The following is a 23,334-nucleotide window of genomic DNA, read 5'->3' on the forward strand; positions in this document are numbered from 1 at the left end:
TACTGACAGGAAATGAATCATGGCGAACTTTATCGTCGTCGACGATCATCCCATGGCGCGTATGGCTGTAACTTTTTTACTTGAAAAAGAAGGGCATACCTTAATTGCCGAAACTGATGATGGTCGCGAAGCACTCGAGCTGGTTGATCAGCATTACCCGGAAATCGTCGTAATGGATATTGATATTCACTCGATAAATGGTATTGAAGTCGTAAAAACTCTGCGCGCCAGGAGTTTTCCGGGTATTATTATTATCGTCTCAGGTAAGAATCAGAGTTTCTATGCAATACAGAGTATTCGCTGTGGCGCAAATGGTTTTATCAGTAAAAAAGACAATTTGCCGGAAATCATCACCGCAATTCGGGCGGCACAAAATGGTTATGGCTACTTTCCGTTAGCCGGTATTAATGCACCACCGGAACAGAGCAGCACTCATCCCGATATCCGGCTGCTGGAATCGCTGTCACCGCAGGAATTTCAGGTGTTCACTTATCTGTTGAAGGGGCTGGATAACATGCGCATTGCTAACCGCATGAATCTCAGCAATAAAACCGTTTCAACTTACAAAGGCCGTTTGCTGGAGAAATTGCACTGCAAAAGCCTGCGCGATCTCTTTACCTTCGCCAATCGTAATCATATGGAGTAGCGATGCTGCGCCTGGTCACTCTGCTTCTGCTGCTGTTGAGCCCGCTACTGGCCGCCCAGCCGCAGCCCGAAATATTTCAGTTGTTCAGCCGTGAAAAGCTGGCACCGATGCATATTGAGTTGAGCGGTGACGAGTGGCGCTGGCTGCGCATTAAACATGAGCTGCGCATCGCGGTGTGGGCACCGGAGCTGCCGCCTTATCTGATCTTTCAGGAGGCAGCGGGCAGCGGCAACAGCGTGGAAGGGATCTACGCCGATTATCTGCAACTGCTGGCGCGTAATCTTGGCGTGCAGGCGGTGATGGTGCGTTATCCCAGCCAGGCGGCGGCGCAGGCAGCGGTGAAAAGCGGCGCGGCGGACGCCTTGTTTAGCTCGCCGGGGCGCGAACTGCACGATGCGGCGGCCTTCAGGGCGACAGACAGTTTTCTCATCAATCGTCCGGTGGTGATCGCCGCGGAGAAGCAGGCCTCACAGCCGGTGCCCTACGATGCGCCGCTGCGCCTCGCCATGCGCGAAGGCTCTCTTACCGATGCTCAAATCAAACAGCGTTTTCCGCAGGCCAGTATAGTGCGTTATCCCTCCAGCCAGGCGGCGCTGGCGGCGGTGGCCAGTGGCGAAGCGGATTACGCGCTCGGCAGCCTGCTGGCGGCAGCGTTTCTGATTGAGCGCAGTTATGTCAATCAGCTGGCGCTGGCAGCGATTTTGCCGGAAGACGCGCTGTACGGCAGCCGTCTGGTGGTGAAAGCCGATAATCAGCCGCTGTTGAAAGCGCTGAATGCCGCCATCGCCGCCATTCCCGGCGAACAGCAGCGGCTGATTTCTCGGCAGTGGACGCAGCGGCCGGACGTCTGGCGTTTGCAGGATCCGCTCAGCCTGACGCCGCGCGAGCAGCAGTGGCTGCAGCAGCATGCGCAGGTGAAAGTGGCGTTCAATCCGTTCTCTGCACCGCTGGCGCTGCTGGACGAGCAGGGCGAATTTCAGGGGATCAGCGCTGATCTGCTGCATCTGATCCAGCTGCGCACCGGGCTGTTTTTCAACCCGGTGCCGGCGTATTCGTGGCGTGACGGCGTACAGCAGCTGGAGCAGCATCAGGTAGCTATGCTGGCAGCGGTGGCGCAGGATGGCGGCCATCAGGAGGCAGTGCGCTTTACCCGACCTTACCTGAAGGTGCCGCTGGTGCTGCTGGTGCCGGACCAGCCTGATGCGCCGCAGGCGCTCTATCCCGGCATGAAGCTCAGTATCGTCAAAGGCAATCCGGCGCGTCAGGCGCTGCTGGATCGCTTCCCCACGCTGCAGCTTTCTGAAGTAGATAACGCCAGCCTGGCGCTGCAGCTGTTGCAGGAGGGCAAGGTCGCCGGGCTGATCGATAACCAGCTGAGCGTGAACACGTTACTGGCGCGCTACGCGCAGCAGCCGCTGAAGATCGTGTCGCGTCTGGCGCTGCCGCCGGTGGAGCTGAGCTTTGCCGTCAGCCGCGATCAGCCGGAGCTGTTGAGCATTATTGATAAGGCGCTGGCTGACATTCAGCCGAGCGAAATCTCACTGATTGCCAGCCGCTGGCAGGGCACACCGCAGACCACGCGCACCACCTGGCAGCTGTACCGCGTGCAGTTTTACGCCATCACTCTGCTGACCGCGCTGCTGCTGATCGCCTGCCTGGCTTGGGTTTACTATCGCGGCAAAGAGGTGAAGCATCGCCGTCGCGCAGAAGCTGATCTGCAGGCTGAACTGCGCTTTCGCGATGCGCTGCTGAATGGCCTGCCAACGCCGGTCTATGTGCTGGATCGCAACTGGAAAGTGGTCAGTGCTAACGGCGCGTTTCAGCGCTTTTTTGCCGGTGTCGACGCCCAGCGTCTGAGTTTTTCGCTTTACGATCAGCGCCATCCGCTGTCGCCGCTCATCAGCAAACTCTATCCGCTGATGAGCCCGGAAGCGGTCAACGATCCGGAACTGGTGGCGCTGGCGCATAACAGTCTGTGGGGCGATACCGCCCAGGATCTGGAAATTGAGATCGAAAACGGCAGCGAAGCGCGCATGGTGCACCACTGGGCGCAGGAGCAGCGTGATGCGCAGGGCAATATTACCGGGCTGATCTGCGGCTGGCAGGATGTTACCGCCTACGAGCTGCTGATGCTGGCGCTGCAGGCGGAGAAAAAAGTGGCGGATGAAGCCAACCGCGCCAAGAGTTCGTTCCTCGCCACCATGAGCCATGAGATCCGCACGCCGATCAGCGCCATCATCGGCCTGCTGGAGCTGGAAGGGCGCAAACAGCGCGACAACGAAGCCATTCAAATCGCCTACGAGTCGGCCAACACGCTGCTGGGGCTGATTGGCGATATCCTCGACATGGCCAAGATTGAGAGCGGTCAGCTGGAGCTGATGCCGGAGTGGGTCAGCACCGAGCAGCTGGTGCTGCCGGTGGTGCGGTTGTTTGACGGCATGGCCAGCGGCAAAAATCTGACGCTGCACTACCACAGCGACACGCCGCCGGGGCTGGAAGTGTTTATCGATGCTGCGCGCTTCCGCCAGGTGATCGCCAATTACATCAATAACGCCATCAAGTTTACCCACGAAGGCGGCGTGGAAGTGCGGGTGATCGGCCATGAGTGGGAAGACGGTTCGCTGGAGCTGGAAATTGAGATCGAAGACAGCGGCGTGGGCATCAGCGCTGTCGACCAGGCCAAACTGTTTCAGCCGTTTGCTCAGACCGAAGAGGGGCGCAAGCAGACCGGCACCGGTCTTGGTCTGGTGATTAGCGCCCAGCTGCTGGAGAAGATGCAGGGCACCATGAACCTCAACAGCCAGCCGGGACGCGGCACGCTGATTCAGCTTAACGTGATGATGCCGGCACGCCGGGCGCGCAAGCTGCTGGAGAAAACCCGCGTGGCGCGCAGCCGTGCGCTGCCGCAGCTGAATATTCTGGTGGTCGACGACCATCCGGCCAACCGCCTGCTGCTGCGAAGCCAGCTCAGCGAGCTGGGCCAGCAGATCAGCGAAGCCAGCAGCGGCGAAGAGGCGCTGGCGCTGCTGGCGCATCAGTCGTTCGATCTGATTATCACCGACTGCAATATGCCAGGCATGAGCGGCATCGAACTGACGCAGACCCTGCGCCGCAGTGGCAACGCGGTGAAAATTTTTGGTCTGACGGCCAATGCGCAGTCGGACGTGCGCGTGCGCTGTCTGGAAGCGGGCATGAACGCCTGCCTGTTTAAGCCGCTGAAAATTGACAAGCTGGCCGAGCTGCTGAGCAGCAACGAGCCAGCCGCCGAAGTGCCGGCGCTGGATTCGCTGCTGTCGCTCGAATCGCTGCGCGCCATGGTGTATCACGACGATGCGATGGTGGCGAAGATGCTGGAGAAGGTCGGCGAGGAGAGCCGCAACGATATGCAGCAGTGCTGGCGCCATTTTGATGCGCAGGACTGGCCGGCGCTGGCTTCATCGCTGCACCGGCTGGGCGGATCGGCGCAGATCATTTACGCTGTCGAGATCGATGATCTGTGCGGGCAGATCGAGCGCGCCTGCCAAAGCGCTGAAGATCAGGAGGTCATCCGCGAAGGGCTTCTGCTGCTGGAAGAGAAGCTGGATACGCTGAACCAGTCGGTAGTGCATTATTTGCAGGCGTCGTGATGGCGCGGTGCGGTAATTGAAATGCGCGATAAATCGCGCCGCTACGGTTTGTGCGACTGGACAGTGCAGAAATCGCATCCGCAATAAATCATGATGGCGCGATTTCTCGTGCAGATATCCCTTCCATGTGATGCCGCTGATAACCGCACGGATGGTAGCGGCGCAATTTATTGCGCATTCCGCCGCGGTGCGGTAATTAAAATGCGCGATAAATCGCGCCGCTACGGTTTGTGCGGCTGGACAGTGCAGAAATCGCATCCACAATAAATCATGATGGCGCGACTTATCGTGCAGATATCCCTTCCATGTGATGCCGCAGATAACCGCACGGGTGGTAGCGGCGCAATTTATTGCGCATTCTGCCGCGGTGCGGTAATTGAAATGCGCGATGAATCGCGCCGCTACGGTTTGTGCGGCGGGATTATGCAGATATCGCATCCGCAATAAATCATGATGGCGCGACGTATCGTGCAGATATCCCTTCCATGTGATGCCGCAGATAACCGCACGGATGGTAGCGGCGCAATTTATTGCGCATTCTGCCGCGGTGCGGTAATTGAAATTGCGCGATAAATCGTGCCGCTACAACAATCTGCATCCTTTTACTGGTTTAAAACGCCACTTTCACTCCACTCAGCACATTCCAGTCGCTCACGCCGGGGCGATCCAGCCGCTGCTGCACCTGCAACTGCGTGCCGATCTCCACGTTTTCATGCAGCTGCCAGCTGACGTAACCGCCCAGCTGGGCGCTGTGGCGGGCGCGCTCAATCGGTAATCCGCGCATATCGCCGGCATCCAGCGTATTCTGCCTGCCGCTGTGCCAGACATAACGCGCCTCCAGCCCAAGCTTCACTGACGACAGCGGCTGATAATCATACTTAACGCCACCAGCCAGGCTGAACTGCGGCGCCAGCTGATAGTCCACCTGCTCCCCCTGTTGCTCGGTAAAATCCGCAATATGCAGCCATTGCACACCGGCTGCGGCCAGCGGCATCAGGCTATGCGCATCCTGCTGCCAGCGCCAGCCGGCTTCTGCGCCGATATTGCCGCTAACGGCGCTGATCCGCGCCACTTCACCCTGGGTTTCATGGCGTAAAGTGCCGCGATAATGCGTCAGCCCCAGCGGTACCTCCAGCTGCCAGCCCTCAGGCGGCTGAATGCCGATCAGCGCATTAATACCCTGGGTTTGCATACGCAACTGGCTGCGTCCCGCCGGCGTATCCGACAGCATAGTCACTACGCCTTTGTGCACGCCCGCACTGAAGGCTAGCGGGCTCTGTTCCGCTTCTGGCGTCCAGCGCGCGCCCAGCATCCAGCCCTGGTAGCGGCTGGTGGCATCGCTATCGCCCTGCGCACTGCGATAGCGCTCGCCACCGCTATAGCCATAGACAAACAGGTTGTGATGATCATCCAGGCTCATCTGCCGGGCAGCGAAGTGGAAGCGGGTTTGCATGGCGTCGTTGAGGGCATACAGCATGTTGGGCAGGGCGAGATAGGTCGGGATTTGTGGCGCGGGTGCTAATTGTGGCGGTTCCGGCTCAGGCGGCGGTGGCGGCGGCAATATGACAACTTCGCCACGACCGGGTGCTGGCGTCACGCCTTCCGGTGTATCAATTAACTGAGGAATACCATTGTCTGGCTCACCGGTCACAACCACGTTTTGTAATCGGTAATACCACAAATGATGGCTGTTATTGCCGGCCAGCACGCTGGATCGCACCAGGCCCGAGGTTGCCGGATTGATCTCATCAAACCACGAGCCGCGGGCGATCATTTTCCCAAGCTGTTTAATCCCTTCGCCGGTCTGGCGGCTGGCCTGCGCAAGCAGCGGCAGCTCAGGGATTTCCTGGGTTGATGGACCATGAAAGGGCCCCGGTGGATGCGGAATATTCGCAGCGTTAACGTTATTATTTTGTGATGTGGAAAATGCAGGGTAGCGCTCATCAGCGAATGCAGGAAGGCTATAACAGAACGTACTGATCACCAGCGTCAGCGGGGTAAGTTTCATATTCTCTTCCATGGATGAAAATAGCGAGAATCGCAAACCTAAAGCGACCGACTAACGTGGCAATTAAGTTTTGTCTGGTTTTTTTTCAGAAAAGCATAAAAAAGCCCGGTAAGACATGTCCCGGGCTGATGCGTGGTGAGAGCCGTGATTAAAAACTGATTTTCACACCGGCCTGCAGATTCCAGTCGCTGATGCCTTCCTGCGTCAGGCGCTGCTGGCCCTGAAGCTGGGTGTTAAGCTCCAGATTGTCCAGCACCTGCCAGCCGGCGTAACCGCTGTACTGCAGGCTATTGCCGCCGCGTCCGGTGGCGAAGCGCGCCGCCTGCTGGCCGTCACCAATCGCCACCCCATCGCGCTGGCTGATGCGCTGCACGTAGCGCGTTTCCGCGCCCAGCTTCAGCTTCTCGTTGAGGCGGAAGTCGTATTTTACTCCGCCGGAGAGCTGCCACTGCAGCGGATTCCGGTAGCTGACCTGTGCGCCGTTGTGGTTGCGATCGCTATCGATCCAGCTGGCCTGCAGTTTTACAGCGCTTGTCGATACTGTCCCAGGCAAATATCGGACTACCGCTATCACCTGGACGGGTACCAATGCTCAACGGAGAAAATGCCGGATTATCTGGCGCGAAGGTTCGCCACTTTATGTAGTAATGATAGAAAGTTGTAATGGCTTCGGGTTTGAAGGTTCCACCAGTGTTATAGACGTAGGCCCCATCGATGGGTATCAATTTACCGGATTCGGGATCATCAATTTGCTGATAACCGGCACCCAGGCGCGCATATACGGTATAACGACTGCGATTTGCCAGAAAGTCTTCTTCGGTGATATATGGGGTAGGCGCGCTTTCAACAATTACCTTATTCACCCGCGGCAAGTGAAAATCTCTCGAAGGATCATCGTTATAGTTAATGCCGCGGTAAGTCGGCGCGAACCTGGCTTTGTTGCCTAAGTTCAGCGACAGGACATATCGAATATGTTTGGCGCCTGTGACAAAAGATGGCGCGATAAATGAGCTGAAACCCTCGTCGCTGACCATGCTAAAGTCCGGCATCGGCACGTCCAGTACCTAGCCTTAAAAAGTGCCATCTTTGCGATAGAGGGGAATATCGGTGGCACCGATAGCATATTTGCCCCGGTTTTCGGCAAAATCGCGGTATTCCTGCACGTCAATGTCATGACGCATAATCCCGGCATAGGGTGAACCGCTAAGGCACAAGGTACTAATCAGCAGCGCCAGCTGGCTTTTTTTCATGATGTTCATTCCCTGAATGACGAGGAAAATTGAGCGGGCTACTTTATAAGCACATCGGTGCATTCCCCGTTAAGCCTCGTCTCAATCTGCCGGAGAAAAGCCTGAAAATGGCGTGCGGCATGGCGCGGTGAATCTGTTAAGATTGCGGCGTTTTCTTTTTCAGCTGGCCAATAAATCCATGTTAAAAATCAAATTCCTGCTGCCGCTGCTGCTGATTATCAGTGCGCTGATCTGGTGGCTGATGCCGCATTACAGCGATGAGGACAAGGCTTACTACATCGCGACCTTTTGTACGCTGACCCATGACGGGCGCGATAACAGCGCACAGGCGATGCAGCAGATTATTGAAGGCGGTAATTCGGATTATGCGCTGCAGAAGATTCATTTCCAGTCCGGGCTGGCGGAGCATCTGCAAACGGTATGGCAGGATTTGTCGCCGCAACAGCAGCAGCAGGCGCGGCAGGATGCGTTTGTCTGCCGCCAGTTGATGTCAGATAAGCTGCTGCCGGGCCAGCCGGTGCGCTGAGAAATAAAAGGATTTCACCGGCCGGACAGGCACGGTGCGGCGGAACATCAGCGCGATGAATCGCGCCGCTACAATCTGTGCGGTTGATAAGCACCGAAATGACGTTTCGCACGTACCGTAGCGGCGCAATTTATTGCGCGATGCCTGAATGGACACGGCGCAACTCAGCATCAGCGCGATAAGTCGCGCCGCTACAATCTGTGCGGTCGACAGGCACCGAGATGATATTTCGCACGTACCGTAGCGGCGCAATTTATTGCGCGATGCCTGAGTGGACACGGTGCACCTGAACATCAGCGCAATAAATCGCGCCGCTTCTACTCACGCGGTTATAAATATTTTCCCGAAATATCAGACGTGATTAACGTACCGCGCAGCTAATACGCGCTGGAAACTTCCCATTATTTTCGCTTACCGGATTACAAACCTGTTTTTCCTGCTCGCTGCGATTAAACCCGACCTTGCGACACAGCGCGCAGGGATCGTCACTGCTGCGCAGCAGGGCTTCGGCAGCATCGCTCAGCTGGCGTTTGCGGCAGAATAGCGGCGTGCAGCCCATCACCTGTTTAAACGAGCGGGTAAAGGATTGCTGACTTTCGAAATGGTATTTAACCGCCAGACTGATAATCGGCGTGCGGCTGAATTTCAGCTCGTTCACGCAACAAATCAGTTTCTTTTTGCGAATATAACGCGCCAGCGTTTCGTTATGGTAACGGGCAAACAGTTTCTGTAAATACCATTTGGAATAGCCAGATTTCAGAGCAATATCATCAATGCTCAAACGTTGATCCAGGTTGGCCATAATCCATTCGGTCACCGAATCAATCACCCCTTGGTTGTATTTTTGCTGCATCATTATGGTCCTCCAATAACTCGACACAGTGTAATTAAATTAAACTTTTTAAGCACTGTCGTAACGTAAAGTTTTATCAGGAAATGGCTTTTTTATTAATTGTCATCAAGACTGGTCTTGTTTATCGTGAAATTAATCGCCGACATGTTGTGATGATGTTGAATAGTTGCCGTAATTACGGCCGTTATTATTAACGCAAATGGATTATCGCTTTGCGCGGCTTAACAGTTAAAGGTGTGACGGGCGGCGGCACGGCGCATCAATATCCACCGGCGGTTTTCGTGCCAGACTGAGGGTTTTCCCTGTACAAAAGAGGTCACATGACGTTTCGTTTTCGATTAAAACCGTTACTGAGCGTAGCGCTGGCGTCAGCGATGCTGTGCGGCACGCTCAGCGCGCAGGCCGCAGAGGCCGTGTATGGCGAGCAGCTGGAGGGATTTCACTATCCGCATCCGCTGCAGCATTTTACCTTCTCCTCCCAGCAGCAGTCGCTCAGCATGGGCTATATGGACGTGAAGCCGGCGCAGCAGGCCAATGGTCAGACGGTGGTGCTGATGCACGGTAAAAACTTCTGCGCTGCCACCTGGGAAGACACCATCAACGCGCTGAGCCAGCAGGGCTATCGCGTGATTGCGCCGGATCAGATTGGTTTCTGCACCTCCACCAAACCCACCCGCTATCAGTACAGCTTCCAGCAGCTGGCGCAAAACACCCATCAGCTGTTAGCGCAGCTCGGCGTTGAGAACGCGGTGATCGTTGGCCACTCGACCGGCGGTATGCTGGCGACGCGTTACGCACTGATGTATCCGCAGCAGACGCAGAAGCTGGTGCTGGTCAATCCGATTGGCCTTGAGGACTGGAAGGCGAAGGGCGCGCCGTGGCGCTCGGTGGATCAGTGGTATCAGCGCGAGCTGAAGCTCGACGCGGCGGGCATTAAGAAATATGAGCAGCACACCTATTACAGCGGCCAGTGGAAGCCGGAATATGACAAATGGGTGCAGATGCTGGCCGGGCTGAATAAAGGACCGGGGCATGAGAAAGTGGCGTGGAACTCGGCGCTGATCTACGACATGATTTTCACCCAGCCGGTCTATTACGAGTTTAAAGACCTGAAGGTGCCGACCACGCTGATGATCGGCACGGCCGATACCACCGCGATTGGCAGCGATATCGCTTCACCGGCGGTGAAAGCGCAGCTCGGCCATTACAATGTGCTGGGCAAACAGGTGGCACAGCTGATTCCCGGCGCGCGACTGATCGAGTTCCCCGGCATGGGGCACGCGCCGCAGATGGAAGCGCCAGCGAAGTTTAATCAGACGTTGATTGACGACCTGGCGCGTTAAGGTGAATGCCCGCGCAGCGGCTATCTGCGCGGCTGCCTTTTCTGATACTTGGCGGCGTACATACGTGCGTCGCTGCTTTCCAGCAGCTGCTCCAGCGATTGCGGCTGCTGCGGATCAAATTCCACGATGCCCGACGAAAACTGCAGCGTGTAACGCCGCTCCAGATCCTGCATCTGTTTATGCAGATAGTGGGCGAAGCGCGCCAGCGTCGCTTCCGCCTCGTCCTGACGAATGCCGTTCAGCAGCACCACAAACTCATCGCCGCCGAGCCGGGCAAAGATATCGGCATGGCGAAAACTCACCTTCATGGCATCGGCAAAGTCCATCAGCGCGCGATCGCCCTCGCGGTGGCCATGCCGGTCATTGATGGCCTTAAAACCGTCGAGATCGAGAAACGTCAGGCTGGCGGGCAGCTGTCTCAGCTGGCACTCATTCAGCGCCATCTGTCCCAGCGTCATAAAGCCGCGCCGGTTGGTAATTTGCGTCAGCTCATCGGACGTCGCGGTCTGAAACGCCACCAGCTCGGCTTCGGCCATGGCCGCCAGATCGCGCAGCGCGTGCAGATCCTCCGCGTTGAACTGGCGCGCATGATTATCGATGATACACAGCGTACCGACTTTGGCGCCGGAGGGCGTGCGCAGCGGATAGCCCGCGTAGAAACGCACCGAATTGTCTGCATCGGTAACCAGTGGATTATCGCTGAAGCGCGTGTCGGCCAGTGCGTCCTCGACCACCATCACCTCATCCTGCAGGATGGTATGACCGCAAAAAGAGATGTTACGCGCGGTGGTTGGCCGATCAAAACCGTCGCTGGATTTAAACCATTGATAGTCATTCTCCAGCAGACTGACCATCGCGACCGGAACGTCAAACAGACGTCGGGCGAGGCGGGTTAAACGGTCAAAACGCTCTTCTGTGGGTGTGTGCAGAATGTTGAGCGCACGTAACTGGGCCAGACGCTGTGATTCGTCCGCAGGCAGTGCAGGTGCTTTCATCGCGTAACTCTTGTTAATGATGGATGTGTTACAGCAAACCGGATGTCGTGCCCGCGCAGGGGCAGAGAGCACTAAACAACCGCGGCAATGCGCGATTGTTCAGCGTAACGAGAGGATCAGAGCACTTTTTGCTCGGCAAGATCAAGGGCGAAATAGCTGAAAATGAGATCTGCACCGGCACGCTTAATGGCACCTAAGCTCTCCAGCACCACGTTGCGTTCATCGATGGCGCCCGCCTGGGCGGCAAATTTGATCATCGCGTACTCACCGCTCACCTGGTAAGCCGCCAGCGGCAGCGTGGTGCGCTCGCGGATATCACGCAGGATATCGAGGTAAGCGCCTGCCGGTTTAACCATCAGCGAATCTGCACCTTCCGCTTCATCAATCAGCGACTCGCGAATCGCTTCACGGCGGTTCATCGGGTTCATCTGATAGGTTTTGCGGTCGCCTTTCAGCGCGGTGCCCGCCGCTTCACGGAACGGGCCGTAGAACGACGAGGCGAATTTGGTGGAGTAGGACATGATAGCGGTATCGGTGAAGCCGGCCGCGTCCAGCGCCTGGCGAATCGCTTTCACCTGGCCATCCATTGCTGCTGACGGCGCGATGAAGTCGGCACCGGCCTGCGCAGCAACCACCGCCTGTTTGCCGAGGTTAATCAGCGTCTGGTCATTGTCGACGCCGTGATCGCACAGCACGCCGCAGTGGCCGTGACTGGTGTATTCACAGAAGCAGGTATCGGACATGACAATCATTTCCGGTACCGTGTCTTTGCAGATGCGCGACATGCGCGCCACGAGGCCGTTTTCGTTCCATGCATCGCTGCCGGTGGCATCGGTGTGGTGCGAGATACCGAAGGTCATGACCGAACGGATACCGGCTTTGGCGATGCGTTCGATTTCGTACGCCAGACGTTTTTCCGGAATGCGCATCACGCCCGGCATGGCGTTGATTGGCACGTAATCATCCACGCCTTCTTCAACGAAGATCGGCAGGGCCAGATCGTTCAGGCTGAGGTGGGATTCCTGGAACAGTTCGCGCATTGACGCGCTTTTGCGCAGTCTTCTTGGGCGCTGAATGAGATTGAAATCAGACATGCTCGGTTAACTTATGCTGGTGAAAAAAGTGGCGACAGTTTACCCCTTTTCGCCGGGTAGCATGAAGGATTGTGTGCGGTGCGGGCCGGGCGTTGTTGCCGGTCGGCATCAATGCCGACCCTACAGCGCACCAGGCAACTGCAGCATCCCAACCCGCCGTTACCCGTAGGGTGCACATTCATGCGCACCTGGAAGCCTCACCGCAGCACACACATGCTCACGCACCCGGCCACCGCAAAAACAAAACTCCCGCCGGGTGGCGGGAGTGAAAGGGCAGATTACTCGTTGATGTCCGGGTGCTGCTGCACCAGGTTTTTCCGCTTCGCCTCAAGGCGGGCGATCTCTTCATCAATATCTTCAATCTTCTGCTCGATATTGTCGTGATGCTCCTGCAGGATCTCACGCGCTTCTTCGAGGTCCGATGCCGCCGGTGTCGCGCCGCGCAGCGGTTTGTTGGCTGTCTCTTTCATGTACAGACCGGTCACCAGACCGACCACCGCCACCACCATCAGGTAGTAAGCCGGCATATACAGATTGTTGCTGGCTTCCACCGCCCAGGCGGTTACGGTTGGCGTCAGGCCGGCAATCAGAATCGAGATGTTAAAGGCACTGGCCAGCGCACTATAACGAATGTGCGTCGGGAACATCGCCGGCAGTGACGAGGCCATCACGCCGGTGAAGGCGTTGAGGATCACCGCCAGCAGCAGCAGACCGGCAAAAATCAGCCCCAGTACGTTACTGTTGATCAGCATAAAGGCCGGAATCGCACAGAAGAACAGGGCGATACTACCGACGATCACGAACGGGCGACGGCCGAAGCGGTCGCTCAGCATGCCCATCACCGGCTGCACAAACAGCATCCCCATCATGATGGCGATGATAATCAGCACGCCGTGATCTTCCGAGTAGTGCAGGTTATGCGACAGATAGCTCGGCATGTAGGTCAGCAGCATGTAATAGGTCACGTTGGTGGCAAGCACCAGACCGATACAGGCCAGCAGGCTTTTCCAGTGTTTGCTGGCGATCTCTTTAAACGACACTTTCGGGCCGTCGCGCAGACCTTCGCGGTCACCTTGCTCCAGCTTCTCAACATGCTGCTGGAACGTCGGGGTCTCTTCCAGTGCGTGACGCAGATACAGGCCGATAATGCCCAGCGGCAGCGCGAGGAAGAACGGAATACGCCAGCCCCAGTCGAGGAATTTCTGCTCGCCAATCACCGTTGAGATCAGCACCACCACGCCCGCGCCCAGCACGAAGCCGGCAATCGAACCAAAGTCCAGCCAGCTTCCCATGAAGCCACGCTTACGGTCCGGCGAATATTCGGCGACGAAGATCGACGCACCGGTATATTCCCCGCCCACCGAGAAGCCCTGCGCCATTTTCGCCAGCAGCAGCAGTATCGGTGCCCAGATGCCAATCGAGGCGTAAGAAGGGATCAGGCCGATACAGAAGGTACTGATCGACATGATGACAATGGTAATCGACAGGATTTTCTGGCGACCATATTTATCGCCCAGCATGCCGAAGAACAGGCCGCCCAGCGGACGGATCAGGAACGGCACCGAGAAGGTCCCGAGCGCGGCAATCATCTGCACGCCTGGCGAGGCGTCCGGGAAGAACACTTTACCCAGCGCGTAGGCCACAAAGCCATAAACACCGAAATCGAACCATTCCATCGCGTTACCGAGTGACGCGGCGGTAATGGCCTTACGTAAACGAGCGTCATCGATAATCGTGACGTCATCCAGCCCAATAGGTTTTACACGCTTCCTACGTAATTTCATGAGGTTACCCTGTATTGGAATTCAAAAAGTCCTCAACGCTGCGGACTCGGTGGAGCGTTCAGTCCGCGGCGTTGAGAAAATTAAAGCATAGCCGTGAAAGTGGTTTTTTCCCTGGCCTGCCAAAGCAATTATTACTCAGGTAATTATTGCATCCCGCGACAGAGTATACCGTTTAAATGTGATATTTGTCATGTTTCCGCCAATAACTGGCTATTTTTTGGCTAAAACTATGGCCGTTTTGGTCCACAATCGCGGCAAAAAAATTGTCTGAATCGCGACACAGGCCGCAGCGTAGATGCGCGGGCGAGCGAAAATATCTATACTTGCGCCAGTTTCTCTGCCGGAGATCGGGCGCCGCATGGCACGCTTTGTTTTATTTGCAAAAAGTCTCTGTTTTGACGTTGACCAGCAGGTCCTCTTCCCGGTGCAGTCGCCCGCGCACCGCGTGGCACTGACGCCGCTGCAAACCGCTATTCTGCGGCGCGTGATTGATGCGGATGGCAAACTGGTGCGCAACCAGACCCTGCATGCGTTGTTCCAGCGCGTCCCCAGCGACACACCGTTCGCCGAACGCCTGACGGCCACCATTGCCGCCATCAATCAGCAGGCGCAGCTGGCACACGCGCCGGGACCGCTGGTGCATCAGGTGCCGCTGATTGGCTGCGTGCTGGCCGATCAGGTCGATGTGGCGCCGCTGAGCGATGAGCCGGTGGCTGCGCCAGCGGCAGCGGTGGTCAGTCCGCAACCTGCGCCCGCGCCGGCCAGCGTAAAGAAAAAGCGGCCTGTGCTGCGCTGGGTAATCGTTGCGCTGCTGCTGGTGAATGTCGCGCTGGCGCTGCTGGCACGCCAGATGTTTGCGCCTGTGCAGCACGATGCGCTGGATTTCCGGCCGCTGCTGCGCATTCAGAACAGCCAGGTGTTTATCCCCAGCCACCTGAAAGCCGATTCGTGGGTGGTGCAGGACGCGCTGCGCCGCTATCGGCAGTGGCAGCCGCGCCTGCCGGATGGCTCAGCGCCGCCGATGGTGTACATCAACCCGGTGCGCACCCGACTCTTTTCCAGCACCTTCCTGTGCGCCAAACCGATCGCGCAGAAGGACAACGAATGTATTTCATGGATGGTGTCCGCGCAGGAGATACCCGATGCGTAAAGCGATAATCACCACGGCGGTGGTGCTGGCCTTTGTGCTGCCGTGGGCGCTGGCGCTGCTGCTGCGGCCGGCAGAACCGGTGCCGGAGTGGTGTGAAGTACCGTATCGTATTGATCATGAAGGCGCGCCGGCTGGCGCGATTGATGCCACTATTCGCACGCGCTTTAAGGCGGACGGCAGCGGCAGCTCAACGCTAACCGGCACCGTCACGGTACGCGATCGCCACTATCGCCTGCATCGCGTATCCGATACCACCTGGCGCCGCCAGGGCGATTTCATGCTCAGCACCACGCGCAACGTACGTATTCTGGCAGACGACACCGTACCGCCCGCGCTGGCGGCGCAGATTGTGTTTTCGCCAGCGCGCGAGGGCAATAACGATTATTACCAGATGTACCAGCTGCCCAATGGCGACCAGATGATTAATTATGCCGGGCTGCCGCGGCTGTACTGCCACAGCTAACCCTGGTGCTGTCGACGCGCCGGGGGCTTAAAGCAGCGAGCGCAGCGGCGCGCCGTGCAGCCAGCCAGCAATATCTTCCACCGCCTCGCTGAAGTAGGTGCGGTAATTAGTGTCGGCGACGTAGCCCAGATGCGGCGTCGCCAGCACGTTCGGCAGCTGACGCAGCGGATGATCGGCCGGTAGCGGCTCCTGTTCAAAGACATCCAGCCCGGCGCCCGCCAGCTGACCAGACTGCAGCGCGCTGATCATCGCCTGCTGATCGACAATCCCGGCGCGCGAGGTGTTAATCAGCAGCGCGCCCGGCTTCATGTGCGCCAGCGCCGCGTCGTCCAGCAGATGACGGGTGCGCTCACTCAGCACCAGATGAATCGATACCACATCGCTCGCCCTGAGCAGCGCCGGCAGCGAAGCCATCTTCTCTGCGCCGCACGCCGCTGCGCGTGCTTCGCTCAGGTTCTGGCTCCAGGCGCACACGCGCATGCCAAAGGCGCGCGCCACGTTAGCCATCTCACCGCCAATCTTGCCCAGCCCAAGCAGGCCGAGAGTTTTGCCGTGCAGCGCCATGCCCAGCGTATGCTGCCACGCACCGTTGCTGCGCAGCGCCTGGCTTTCCGCCGGAATATGGCGTGCCAGACCGAGCAGCAGCCCCCAGCTCAGTTCCAGCGGCGCCGCGCTGCTACTGGCGGTGCCGCACACCGCAATCAGCCGTTCGGCACAGGCGTGCAGATCAATTGAGGCATTGCGCATACCGGAGGTGACAATCAGTTTCAGATTGGGCAGGCGGCCTATCAGCCGGGCGCTGAGCGGCGTGCGTTCGCGCATCACCACCAGAATGTCGGCGTGCGCGATGTGAGCGACCAGTTCATCTTCGTCGGCGTAGTGGCGGTGCAGCGCGCTAGTTTGTACCTGCGGTTGCAGCGATGCCCAGTCGGCCAGCGACAGGGCAACATTTTGATAATCATCAAGAATGATGCAGTTCAGGCTCATGATGGTCCTCAACGGGAAGCGGTTGGCGCCCCTGCTGATTAAGCCAGGCGCGAAGCTGGTTATTGTCCATCGGACGGGCGTAATAATAGCCCTGAATAAACACCACGCCACGCTGCTGCAGATACTGAAATTGCAACGCGGTTTCTACCCCTTCACCCAGTACCTCGAGCTGCAGCTTGTGGCACAGATTGATGATGGCATCCAGCACCGGGGTTTCGATCTCCAGTCCTTCAATGGCGTTGATAAAGCCGCGGTCAATCTTCAGGTAATCGAGCGGGAAGGTCATCAGATAGGAGAGCGCGCAGTGGCCGGTGCCGAAGTCGTCAATCGCCACCTTCATGCCGTGCGACTGCAAATAACGCAGCTTGCGTGACACCGCGTCGCCGTCCTCGATCAGGCTGCGCTCGGTAAGCTCCAGCGTGATCAGCATCTGCTTGTCACGGATGTTGCGGGCAAAACGCATCATGTCCTGCACAAAATCGGGGTGTTGCAGATGCTCAGCGGCGAGGTTAAAGCCAATGTGGAAGCCCGGTTCAACCTGCCAGCTCTGGATATCTTCCGCCATCATCGCCAGTAAATGCTGGGTCAGCGGCACGATCATGCCTTCCGCTTCGGCATGGCTGATGAAGATATCCGGGCGGATCATTTCGCCGTTGGGCCGCTGCCAGCGCATCAGCGCTTCCGCACCGGTGCAGCGCTGAATCCCGGTGCTGTACACCGGCTGATAGTGCACCGTGAACTCACGGTTGCGTATCGCCCGGCGAATTTCATCCGCCCATGAGAGGCGGCGGCGCAGCCAGTTGGCGGTCAGCACCATCAGCAATATCGAAAAGATGGCGGCCATTGGCAGAAAAATAAGCAACGCCTGGCGCCAGGCTTTGATCAGCTCGGCGGCGGGTACCGTCACGCTGACGCTGATCGGATAGCGGCTGGACTCCGCCTGATAGTTGGCGCTGCTGAGGTACAGCAGTTCTGGCTGGTCGTCCGGACCGCTGGCGATGGGGCTGCCGCCGTTGAAGCGCAGGCTCATCTGATAACGGTTCGACTCGCCGATGGCGCGCATGAAGTCCATCAGATACTGACCATCAATCACCGCCCAGAAACCGCTGCTGTCCGGCAGGTGACGCACGAAAATCACCGCCGGGCGATCCGGTACGCCGGAGGTGCCGCGAATCGACAGGCTCCACCAGGCTTTGCCGGTCACCGGTGGCGGCTGCATCATCATCCCGGCCAGCGTGTCGTGCTGCAGTCCGTAAGCCGACGAGCAGGTGATTTCGCTGCCCTGCAGGGTACCAATCGAGCGGAAGTAGGCGTTAAGGGTGCCGGCGCGCTGCAAATCTTCATCAATATCGGCGCAGCGACGATTCTGGTACTGACGCAGGCGGGTCACCATGTCCCAGGCGCTGTCGCTCATCTTTTCTGCCTGCGTCAGCAGGGCATTGGCGGTGGCAATTTGCTGCTGGCTGACCGTATGGCGCGCCTCAATGGCTGTGCAAAATATGCCCAGCACCAGTGGTAATAACCCGGCACAGACAATCAACAGCCAGCCAAAATCGCGTTGTCGTTTTTGCAGAGGCACCAGACTTTCCTCGGTCGGTTTAAGCAGCATTCAGGGAGCGCGTTACGGCGTCAGCAGCATAACACTTTCCCGCGGCCGTGCATGTTAGCGTTTTGATTTTCCACCAATCTGATACAAGTCAATTATGGTTCGCGCTTTGCGTTTATTGACAATGTTTTGCCGTTACTGGCATTTCCCGGCAGGAAAACGCCTGTGGCACGAGATGAGTAAGAATGTTGCGCCAGAATCATCAGGCATGGCGATGCGCGCTGACGCCATACGGCAGCGTCACTGCGCAGGGAAGCTGCCAGACGATCGGCAAAAACGGATCGTCTGGCATCGTGGCGTGGTAAGACGTTACGGGCGCGGCGCGGGCCGGTTAGCTTTGACGCGCAGGCGCGGTTTGGGGCGGCCATTACCCAGCATTATCGCCAGCCGGCTGCCGCCCGGCGTGGTTTCCATCAGGATTTTAGTGACGCTGGTCAGCGGCACCGACAGCAGCATCCCGACCGGACCGAGCAGCCAGCCCCAGAAAATCAGCGACAGAAACACCACCAGCGTTGACAGCCCCAGCCCACGTCCCATCAGGCGCGGTTCCAGCATATTGCCAAACACCATGTGAATGGCACTGAACAGCGCCGCCACCAGCACGGCGTCATACACATCATTCAGCACCAGCGCCTGAATAAACGGCGGCACACCGGCGATAATCGGGCCGATATTGGGGATAAAATTGAGGATAAAGGCGACAACACCCCAGAACAGCGCAAATTTGACGTCCAGCAGCATCAGCACCAGCCACACCGCCAGCCCGGTAATCAGGCTGACCAGCGTTTTCAGTGCCAGATAGTGCGTGACGCCCTTCAGCGCCTTGTGCAATCCGGCGATGCGGATCTGCGGATTCATCATCGCATTGCGCAATTTGTACGGCAGATGGTGCACCTCAAACAGCATGAACACCACGGTCAGAATCAACAGCACCACATTGGTCATGGCACCGGAGAACTGCGCCAGCAGCGTGGTGGCCATGTTCATAATCACATTGGGATCGAGCCGTGCCGCCAGTGCGCTGGTGGAGATATTGATATGAAACTGTGCGGCAAAATGCTGCAGCACCGTCAGCTTCTGTTCCAGCAGGCTGCGGATTTGCGGATAGGTATCGCTGAACTCGCTTACCGAACTGGCCAGCACCCCGACCAGCAGCAGCATCACAATGAAGATCACCGTGATCACCAGCGAGATCGCCACGCCGCGCCGCAAACCCCGGCGCATCAGCAGGGTCACCAGCGGATTAAGTACAATCGCCAGGAAACTGGCGAGTAAGAAGGGCACCAGAATATCTGACGCGGCACGAATGCCCGCCAGAATAATCACTAACATCGCCAGCTTGACCAGGATGTTCTGGCCAATTTTCTCCTGTGGCTTTTCGTTCATTCCCTCTCCTGAATGGTGGTTCGCTGTGGAAAGTGTAGTTGAACGCCAGTAAGTAATTGTTTGTTTAGGAGTAAGCGAAGCGAACCCGATAAGCGCCGTCGGAGATACCGCCATCGGCCCGCCGCGAATCGACGGTGCGCACGGCGAGAAAAGGCGTATAGTGAAGCTTCAGCTATAAAAATTCCGTCAAACACGAGCGCAATCACTCATGCCTGACCAGCCCGCCGCGGCCGAATACAGCCGTTTTCGTCTGAATTTACAGATTCTCTCCATCGTGAAGTTCAACTTCGCCACCTATCTCACCATTGGCCTGCCGCTGGCGGTGCTGCCGGGCTTTGTCCATGACGGCCTGGGCTACAGCGCTTTCTGGGCCGGCGTGGTGATCAGTCTGCAATATGTCGCCACGCTGCTTAGCCGTCCGCATGCCGGTCGCTATGCCGACAGCTGGGGACCCAAAAAGGTGGTGGTGCTTGGGCTGTTTGGCAGCCTGGTGAGCGGGCTGTGTATTTTGCTGTCGGCGCTGATAGAGGAGCAGGAGGTGCTCAGCCTCGCGCTGCTGTGCCTCGGGCGCGTGCTGCTGGGCGTCGGGCAGAGTTTCTGCGGCACCGGCACCTCGCTGTGGGGCGTGGCGAAAGTCGGCTCGCTGCATATTGGTCGGGTGATCTCCTGGAACGGCATTGTCACCTATGGCGCAATGGCGATTGGCGCACCGCTTGGGGTGATGATCTTTCGCAGCGGCGGCCTGCTGCTGCTCTCCAGCGTGATTATCGCCATCAGCGTGCTGGCGATAGTGCTGGCGCTGCCCCGTGCGCCGGTGAAAGGCAGCAAGGCCAAACCGCTGCCGTTCCGTGCGGTGCTCGGCAAGGTGTACGGTTTTGGCCTGCTGCTGGCGATGGGCTCGGCGGGCTTTGGCGTGATCGCCACCTTTATCACCCTGTTTTATCAGGAGCAGGGCTGGGACGGTGCTGCCTTCGCGCTGACGCTGTTCAGCGCTGCGTTCGTCGGCATGCGCCTGCTGTTTCCCAACGCCATTAATAAGCTCGGCGGACTGCGCGTCGCCAGCCTGTGTTTTGCCGTTGAGGCGATTGGCCTGCTGCTGGTGGCGGGCGCGTTCGAACCGTGGATGGCGAAGTTCGGCGCTTTTCTCACCGGCGCCGGTTTCTCGCTGGTGTTTCCGGCGATTGGCGTGGTCGCAGTCAAAGTGGTGCCGCAGCAGAACCAGGGCAGCGCGCTGGCCACCTACACCGCGTTTATGGATCTGTCGCTCGGCATCACCGGTCCGATCGCGGGTTTTATCATGAGCTTCGCCGGTGTACAGCTGGTTTATCTGCTGACTGCGCTGCTGGTGGGATTTGCGCTGCTTTGTACCCTGCGGATGATCAAGCGTCAGGCTGGGATGCCAGCCGGGGACGCTGCGTCCAGGTCGCCATAAATGGCGCCCCTACAGCATGACAGAGCGCGCATTAATGCGCACCGGGCAATCGACGGGGCCAGCACCGCAGGGTGCGCATTGATGCGCACCGGGCAATCGACGGGGCCAACACCGTAGGGTGCGCATTGATGCGCACCAGGCAATCCGCTGCGGCAATCACGCATGGGGTGGGGAAACAGGTGAAAAAAAGGCCTCCGACCGAGGCCAACACTAACAAAAGCGTGTCGCTAAGACACAGATAAGGGTTCGTTTCACATCGCATTGTCTGCAGATGCTGCAAAGAAAACATTTATTTCGTTTTAATTGAATTATGAAATAACGGATATTGGATCTGCCTCGCAAAAATTTCATATTTCGTTTCATCCAGCCACGCACCGGCGCTGACCCTCTCGCTGACGGATCGTCCTGATAATCTCCCTGCTGCTGATTACGGGTGCAGGCCGCATCGGCATTGTCATCAGGCCCGCACTTTGCGCCAGTCCGCTAACGCTGGCGGAAAAATGCGATCCAGGCCGCTAAAAGTAAATTTTCCAAAAAGAACTATTTGAAAAATTTATTTCACTGTAATAGCTTCATAGCACGCTTTCCGTATTGCCTGATCGGGCGCGACCCAGACTGACCCGCGGCCTGCAGGGACCTTACACATCAAAGAGGCAACGACATGACTATCGTAGGAAACTTTATCGGCGGCAAAATCACGCACAGCGCCAGCAATGAAACCATTCCGGTCTACGATCCGGCGACCGGCAAAGTGATCCGCGAACTGACGCAAAGCACGGCGGCAGAAGTGGCGCAGGCCATTGAGGTCGCCCATGCGGCATTTCCGGAATGGTCAAAAACGGCGCCGCTGCGTCGTGCCCGCGTCATGTTCAACTTCAAAGCGCTGATGGAAAAACATCGCGATGAACTGGCGGCGCTGATTGTTTCTGAGCACGGTAAAGTCTGGTCCGATGCGCTGGGTGAGCTGACGCGCGGCATCGAAGTGATCGAATTTGCCTGCGGCATTCCGCACCTGATCAAAGGGGAAAACTCACCGAACGTCGGTTCCGGCGTCGACAGCTATTCACTGATGCAGCCAGTGGGTGTGGTCGCGGGCATTACGCCGTTCAACTTCCCGGCGATGGTGCCGCTGTGGATGTTCCCCATCGCGCTGGCGTGCGGTAATACCTTTGTGCTGAAGCCGCCGGCGCTCGATCCTTCTGCCTCGGTACGCATGGCTGAACTGCTGAAAGAAGCGGGGCTGCCGGATGGCGTGTTCAACGTGGTGCACTCCTCAAACGAAGACGCCGAGCAGCTGTATAAAGATCCGCGCATCGCGGCGGTCAGCTTCGTCGGCTCGTCCGGCGTGGCCGAGCACATCTACAAAACCGCCAGCGCGCATGGCAAACGTGTGCAGGCCTTCGGCGCCGCGAAAAACCACGCCATTGTGATGCCGGATGCCGATCTGGATGCCACCGTGAACGCCATCATGGGTGGTGCTTTCGGTTCTGCCGGGGAACGCTGCATGGCGCTGCCGGTGGTGGTGGCGGTTGGCGACGATACAGCCGACAAACTGATTTCGCGCCTGACGCCGCTGATCAAAGCGCTGCGCGTGGGGCCGGGCATGCAGCAGGGTGCAGAAGAGAATGAAATGGGGCCGGTGGTATCCGCTGCGCACCAGAAGAAAGTGCTGGGCTACATCGACAAAGGTGAGCAGGAAGGCGCGACGCTGGTGGTTGACGGACGCGGCGTGAAAGTCGCGGGCCATGAAGAGGGCTACTACGTTGGCGGTACGCTGTTCGATAACGTCACGCCGGAGATGGTGATTTGGCGCGAAGAGATTTTCGGACCGGTGCTGAGCATCATGCGCGCCAGCGACTTCGACAGCGCGCTGCAGCTGGTGAATAGCCACGAATTTGGTAACGGCAGCGCCATCTTCACCAGCAACGGCCACACCGCCCGTGAATTTGTGCACAACGTGGAAGCGGGCATGGTGGGCGTCAATGTGCCGGTGCCCGTGCCGATGGCGTTCCACAGCTTTGGCGGCTGGAAGCGTTCGGTGTTTGGTGCGCTCAACGTGCACGGTCCGGACGGGGTGCGTTTCTACACCCGCATGAAAACGGCAACCGTGCGCTGGCCAAGCGGTCAGCAGACCGTTTCTGAATTCAGCATGCCAACGCTGGGTTAATGTCGCGCAACAGGAGAA

The 23,334-nt window shown here is 57.9% G+C and carries 17 protein-coding genes and 1 pseudogene; 8 read left to right on the forward strand and 10 right to left on the reverse strand.

All coding sequences use genetic code 11. From position 1 onward, the window contains the following. Window positions 1-19 precede the first annotated feature (19 nt). Both AC6I79_RS01190 and AC6I79_RS01195 read left to right on the forward strand, forming a co-directional pair. The gene (locus AC6I79_RS01190) at window positions 20-646 is read left to right on the forward strand and encodes a response regulator (protein ID WP_021508111.1); all 627 of its coding nucleotides are present in this window, start codon (window positions 20-22) and stop codon (window positions 644-646) included. Between the two features lie 2 nt (window positions 647-648). Continuing rightward, window positions 649-4,272, forward strand: a complete 3,624-nt coding sequence (locus tag AC6I79_RS01195; RefSeq protein ID WP_159378016.1) for a response regulator — start codon at window positions 649-651, stop codon at window positions 4,270-4,272. A 610-nt stretch (window positions 4,273-4,882) separates the two neighbouring features. On the opposite strand, the gene AC6I79_RS01200 is transcribed toward AC6I79_RS01195, so the two are convergent. From AC6I79_RS01200 to AC6I79_RS01210, 3 genes and pseudogenes are all read right to left on the reverse strand, one after another. After that, window positions 4,883-6,280: an autotransporter domain-containing protein gene (locus AC6I79_RS01200; protein WP_159378017.1), complete on the reverse strand. Its 1,398-nt coding sequence runs from the start codon at window positions 6,278-6,280 to the stop codon at window positions 4,883-4,885. A 148-nt stretch (window positions 6,281-6,428) separates the two neighbouring features. After that, the gene (locus AC6I79_RS01205; protein WP_159378018.1) at window positions 6,429-6,833 is read right to left on the reverse strand and encodes a hypothetical protein; all 405 of its coding nucleotides are present in this window, start codon (window positions 6,831-6,833) and stop codon (window positions 6,429-6,431) included. Then, window positions 6,778-7,593 (reverse strand): annotated as a pseudogene (locus AC6I79_RS01210) (S6 family peptidase). The gene AC6I79_RS01205 and the pseudogene AC6I79_RS01210 overlap by 56 nt, the downstream one beginning before the upstream one ends. A gap of 115 nt (window positions 7,594-7,708) precedes the next feature. Here AC6I79_RS01210 and AC6I79_RS01215 point away from each other — a divergent pair. After that, the gene (locus tag AC6I79_RS01215) at window positions 7,709-8,056 is read left to right on the forward strand and encodes a hypothetical protein (protein ID WP_031279814.1); all 348 of its coding nucleotides are present in this window, start codon (window positions 7,709-7,711) and stop codon (window positions 8,054-8,056) included. 361 nt (window positions 8,057-8,417) lie between these two features. Here AC6I79_RS01215 and AC6I79_RS01220 read toward each other — a convergent pair whose 3' ends face one another. Next, window positions 8,418-8,912, reverse strand: coding sequence for a helix-turn-helix domain-containing protein (locus tag AC6I79_RS01220; protein ID WP_150360762.1), 495 nt, complete (start codon window positions 8,910-8,912; stop codon window positions 8,418-8,420). A gap of 371 nt (window positions 8,913-9,283) precedes the next feature. Between AC6I79_RS01220 and AC6I79_RS01225 the strand changes: the two genes are divergently transcribed. Next, entirely contained in the window at window positions 9,284-10,252 is a 969-nt protein-coding gene (locus AC6I79_RS01225; RefSeq protein WP_375140419.1) for an alpha/beta fold hydrolase, read from the forward strand. A 20-nt stretch (window positions 10,253-10,272) separates the two neighbouring features. On the opposite strand, the gene AC6I79_RS01230 is transcribed toward AC6I79_RS01225, so the two are convergent. The 3 genes from AC6I79_RS01230 to proP all read right to left on the reverse strand — a co-directional run bounded on the left by AC6I79_RS01230 (window position 10,273) and on the right by proP (window position 14,125). After that, complete coding sequence (locus tag AC6I79_RS01230) at window positions 10,273-11,247, reverse strand: GGDEF domain-containing protein (RefSeq protein ID WP_498027521.1); 975 nt, start codon at window positions 11,245-11,247, stop codon at window positions 10,273-10,275. Window positions 11,248-11,363: 116 nt separating this feature from the next. After that, a complete protein-coding gene (gene hemB / locus AC6I79_RS01235; RefSeq protein WP_031279816.1) occupies window positions 11,364-12,341 on the reverse strand; it encodes a porphobilinogen synthase in 978 nt (325 codons plus the stop codon). A gap of 278 nt (window positions 12,342-12,619) precedes the next feature. After that, a complete protein-coding gene (proP, locus tag AC6I79_RS01240; protein ID WP_498027522.1) occupies window positions 12,620-14,125 on the reverse strand; it encodes a glycine betaine/L-proline transporter ProP in 1,506 nt (501 codons plus the stop codon). Window positions 14,126-14,483: 358 nt separating this feature from the next. Here proP and AC6I79_RS01245 point away from each other — a divergent pair, with 358 nt between their 5' ends. Continuing rightward, entirely contained in the window at window positions 14,484-15,275 is a 792-nt protein-coding gene (locus AC6I79_RS01245; RefSeq protein ID WP_058774975.1) for a hypothetical protein, read from the forward strand. Then, entirely contained in the window at window positions 15,268-15,738 is a 471-nt protein-coding gene (locus tag AC6I79_RS01250; RefSeq protein ID WP_021508122.1) for a hypothetical protein, read from the forward strand. Before AC6I79_RS01245 ends, AC6I79_RS01250 begins: the two co-directional genes overlap by 8 nt. A 27-nt stretch (window positions 15,739-15,765) precedes the next feature. On the opposite strand, the gene AC6I79_RS01255 is transcribed toward AC6I79_RS01250, so the two are convergent. From AC6I79_RS01255 to AC6I79_RS01265, 3 genes are all read right to left on the reverse strand, one after another. Beyond that, entirely contained in the window at window positions 15,766-16,725 is a 960-nt protein-coding gene (locus tag AC6I79_RS01255; RefSeq protein WP_058774976.1) for a D-2-hydroxyacid dehydrogenase family protein, read from the reverse strand. Next, window positions 16,700-18,304, reverse strand: a complete 1,605-nt coding sequence (locus tag AC6I79_RS01260; RefSeq protein WP_058775014.1) for an EAL domain-containing protein — start codon at window positions 18,302-18,304, stop codon at window positions 16,700-16,702. Before AC6I79_RS01260 ends, AC6I79_RS01255 begins: the two co-directional genes overlap by 26 nt. Before the next feature lie 336 nt (window positions 18,305-18,640). After that, entirely contained in the window at window positions 18,641-19,717 is a 1,077-nt protein-coding gene (locus AC6I79_RS01265; RefSeq protein WP_058759330.1) for an AI-2E family transporter, read from the reverse strand. 208 nt (window positions 19,718-19,925) lie between these two features. Here AC6I79_RS01265 and AC6I79_RS01270 point away from each other — a divergent pair, with 208 nt between their 5' ends. Together AC6I79_RS01270 and AC6I79_RS01275 are read left to right on the forward strand one after the other, a co-directional pair. Further along, window positions 19,926-21,149: an MFS transporter gene (locus AC6I79_RS01270; RefSeq protein WP_058774977.1), complete on the forward strand. Its 1,224-nt coding sequence runs from the start codon at window positions 19,926-19,928 to the stop codon at window positions 21,147-21,149. Between the two features lie 661 nt (window positions 21,150-21,810). Continuing rightward, complete coding sequence (locus tag AC6I79_RS01275) at window positions 21,811-23,316, forward strand: CoA-acylating methylmalonate-semialdehyde dehydrogenase (RefSeq protein ID WP_021507389.1); 1,506 nt, start codon at window positions 21,811-21,813, stop codon at window positions 23,314-23,316. Window positions 23,317-23,334 lie beyond the last annotated feature (18 nt).

The organism is gamma proteobacterium symbiont of Scutellera amethystina (assembly GCF_059730845.1).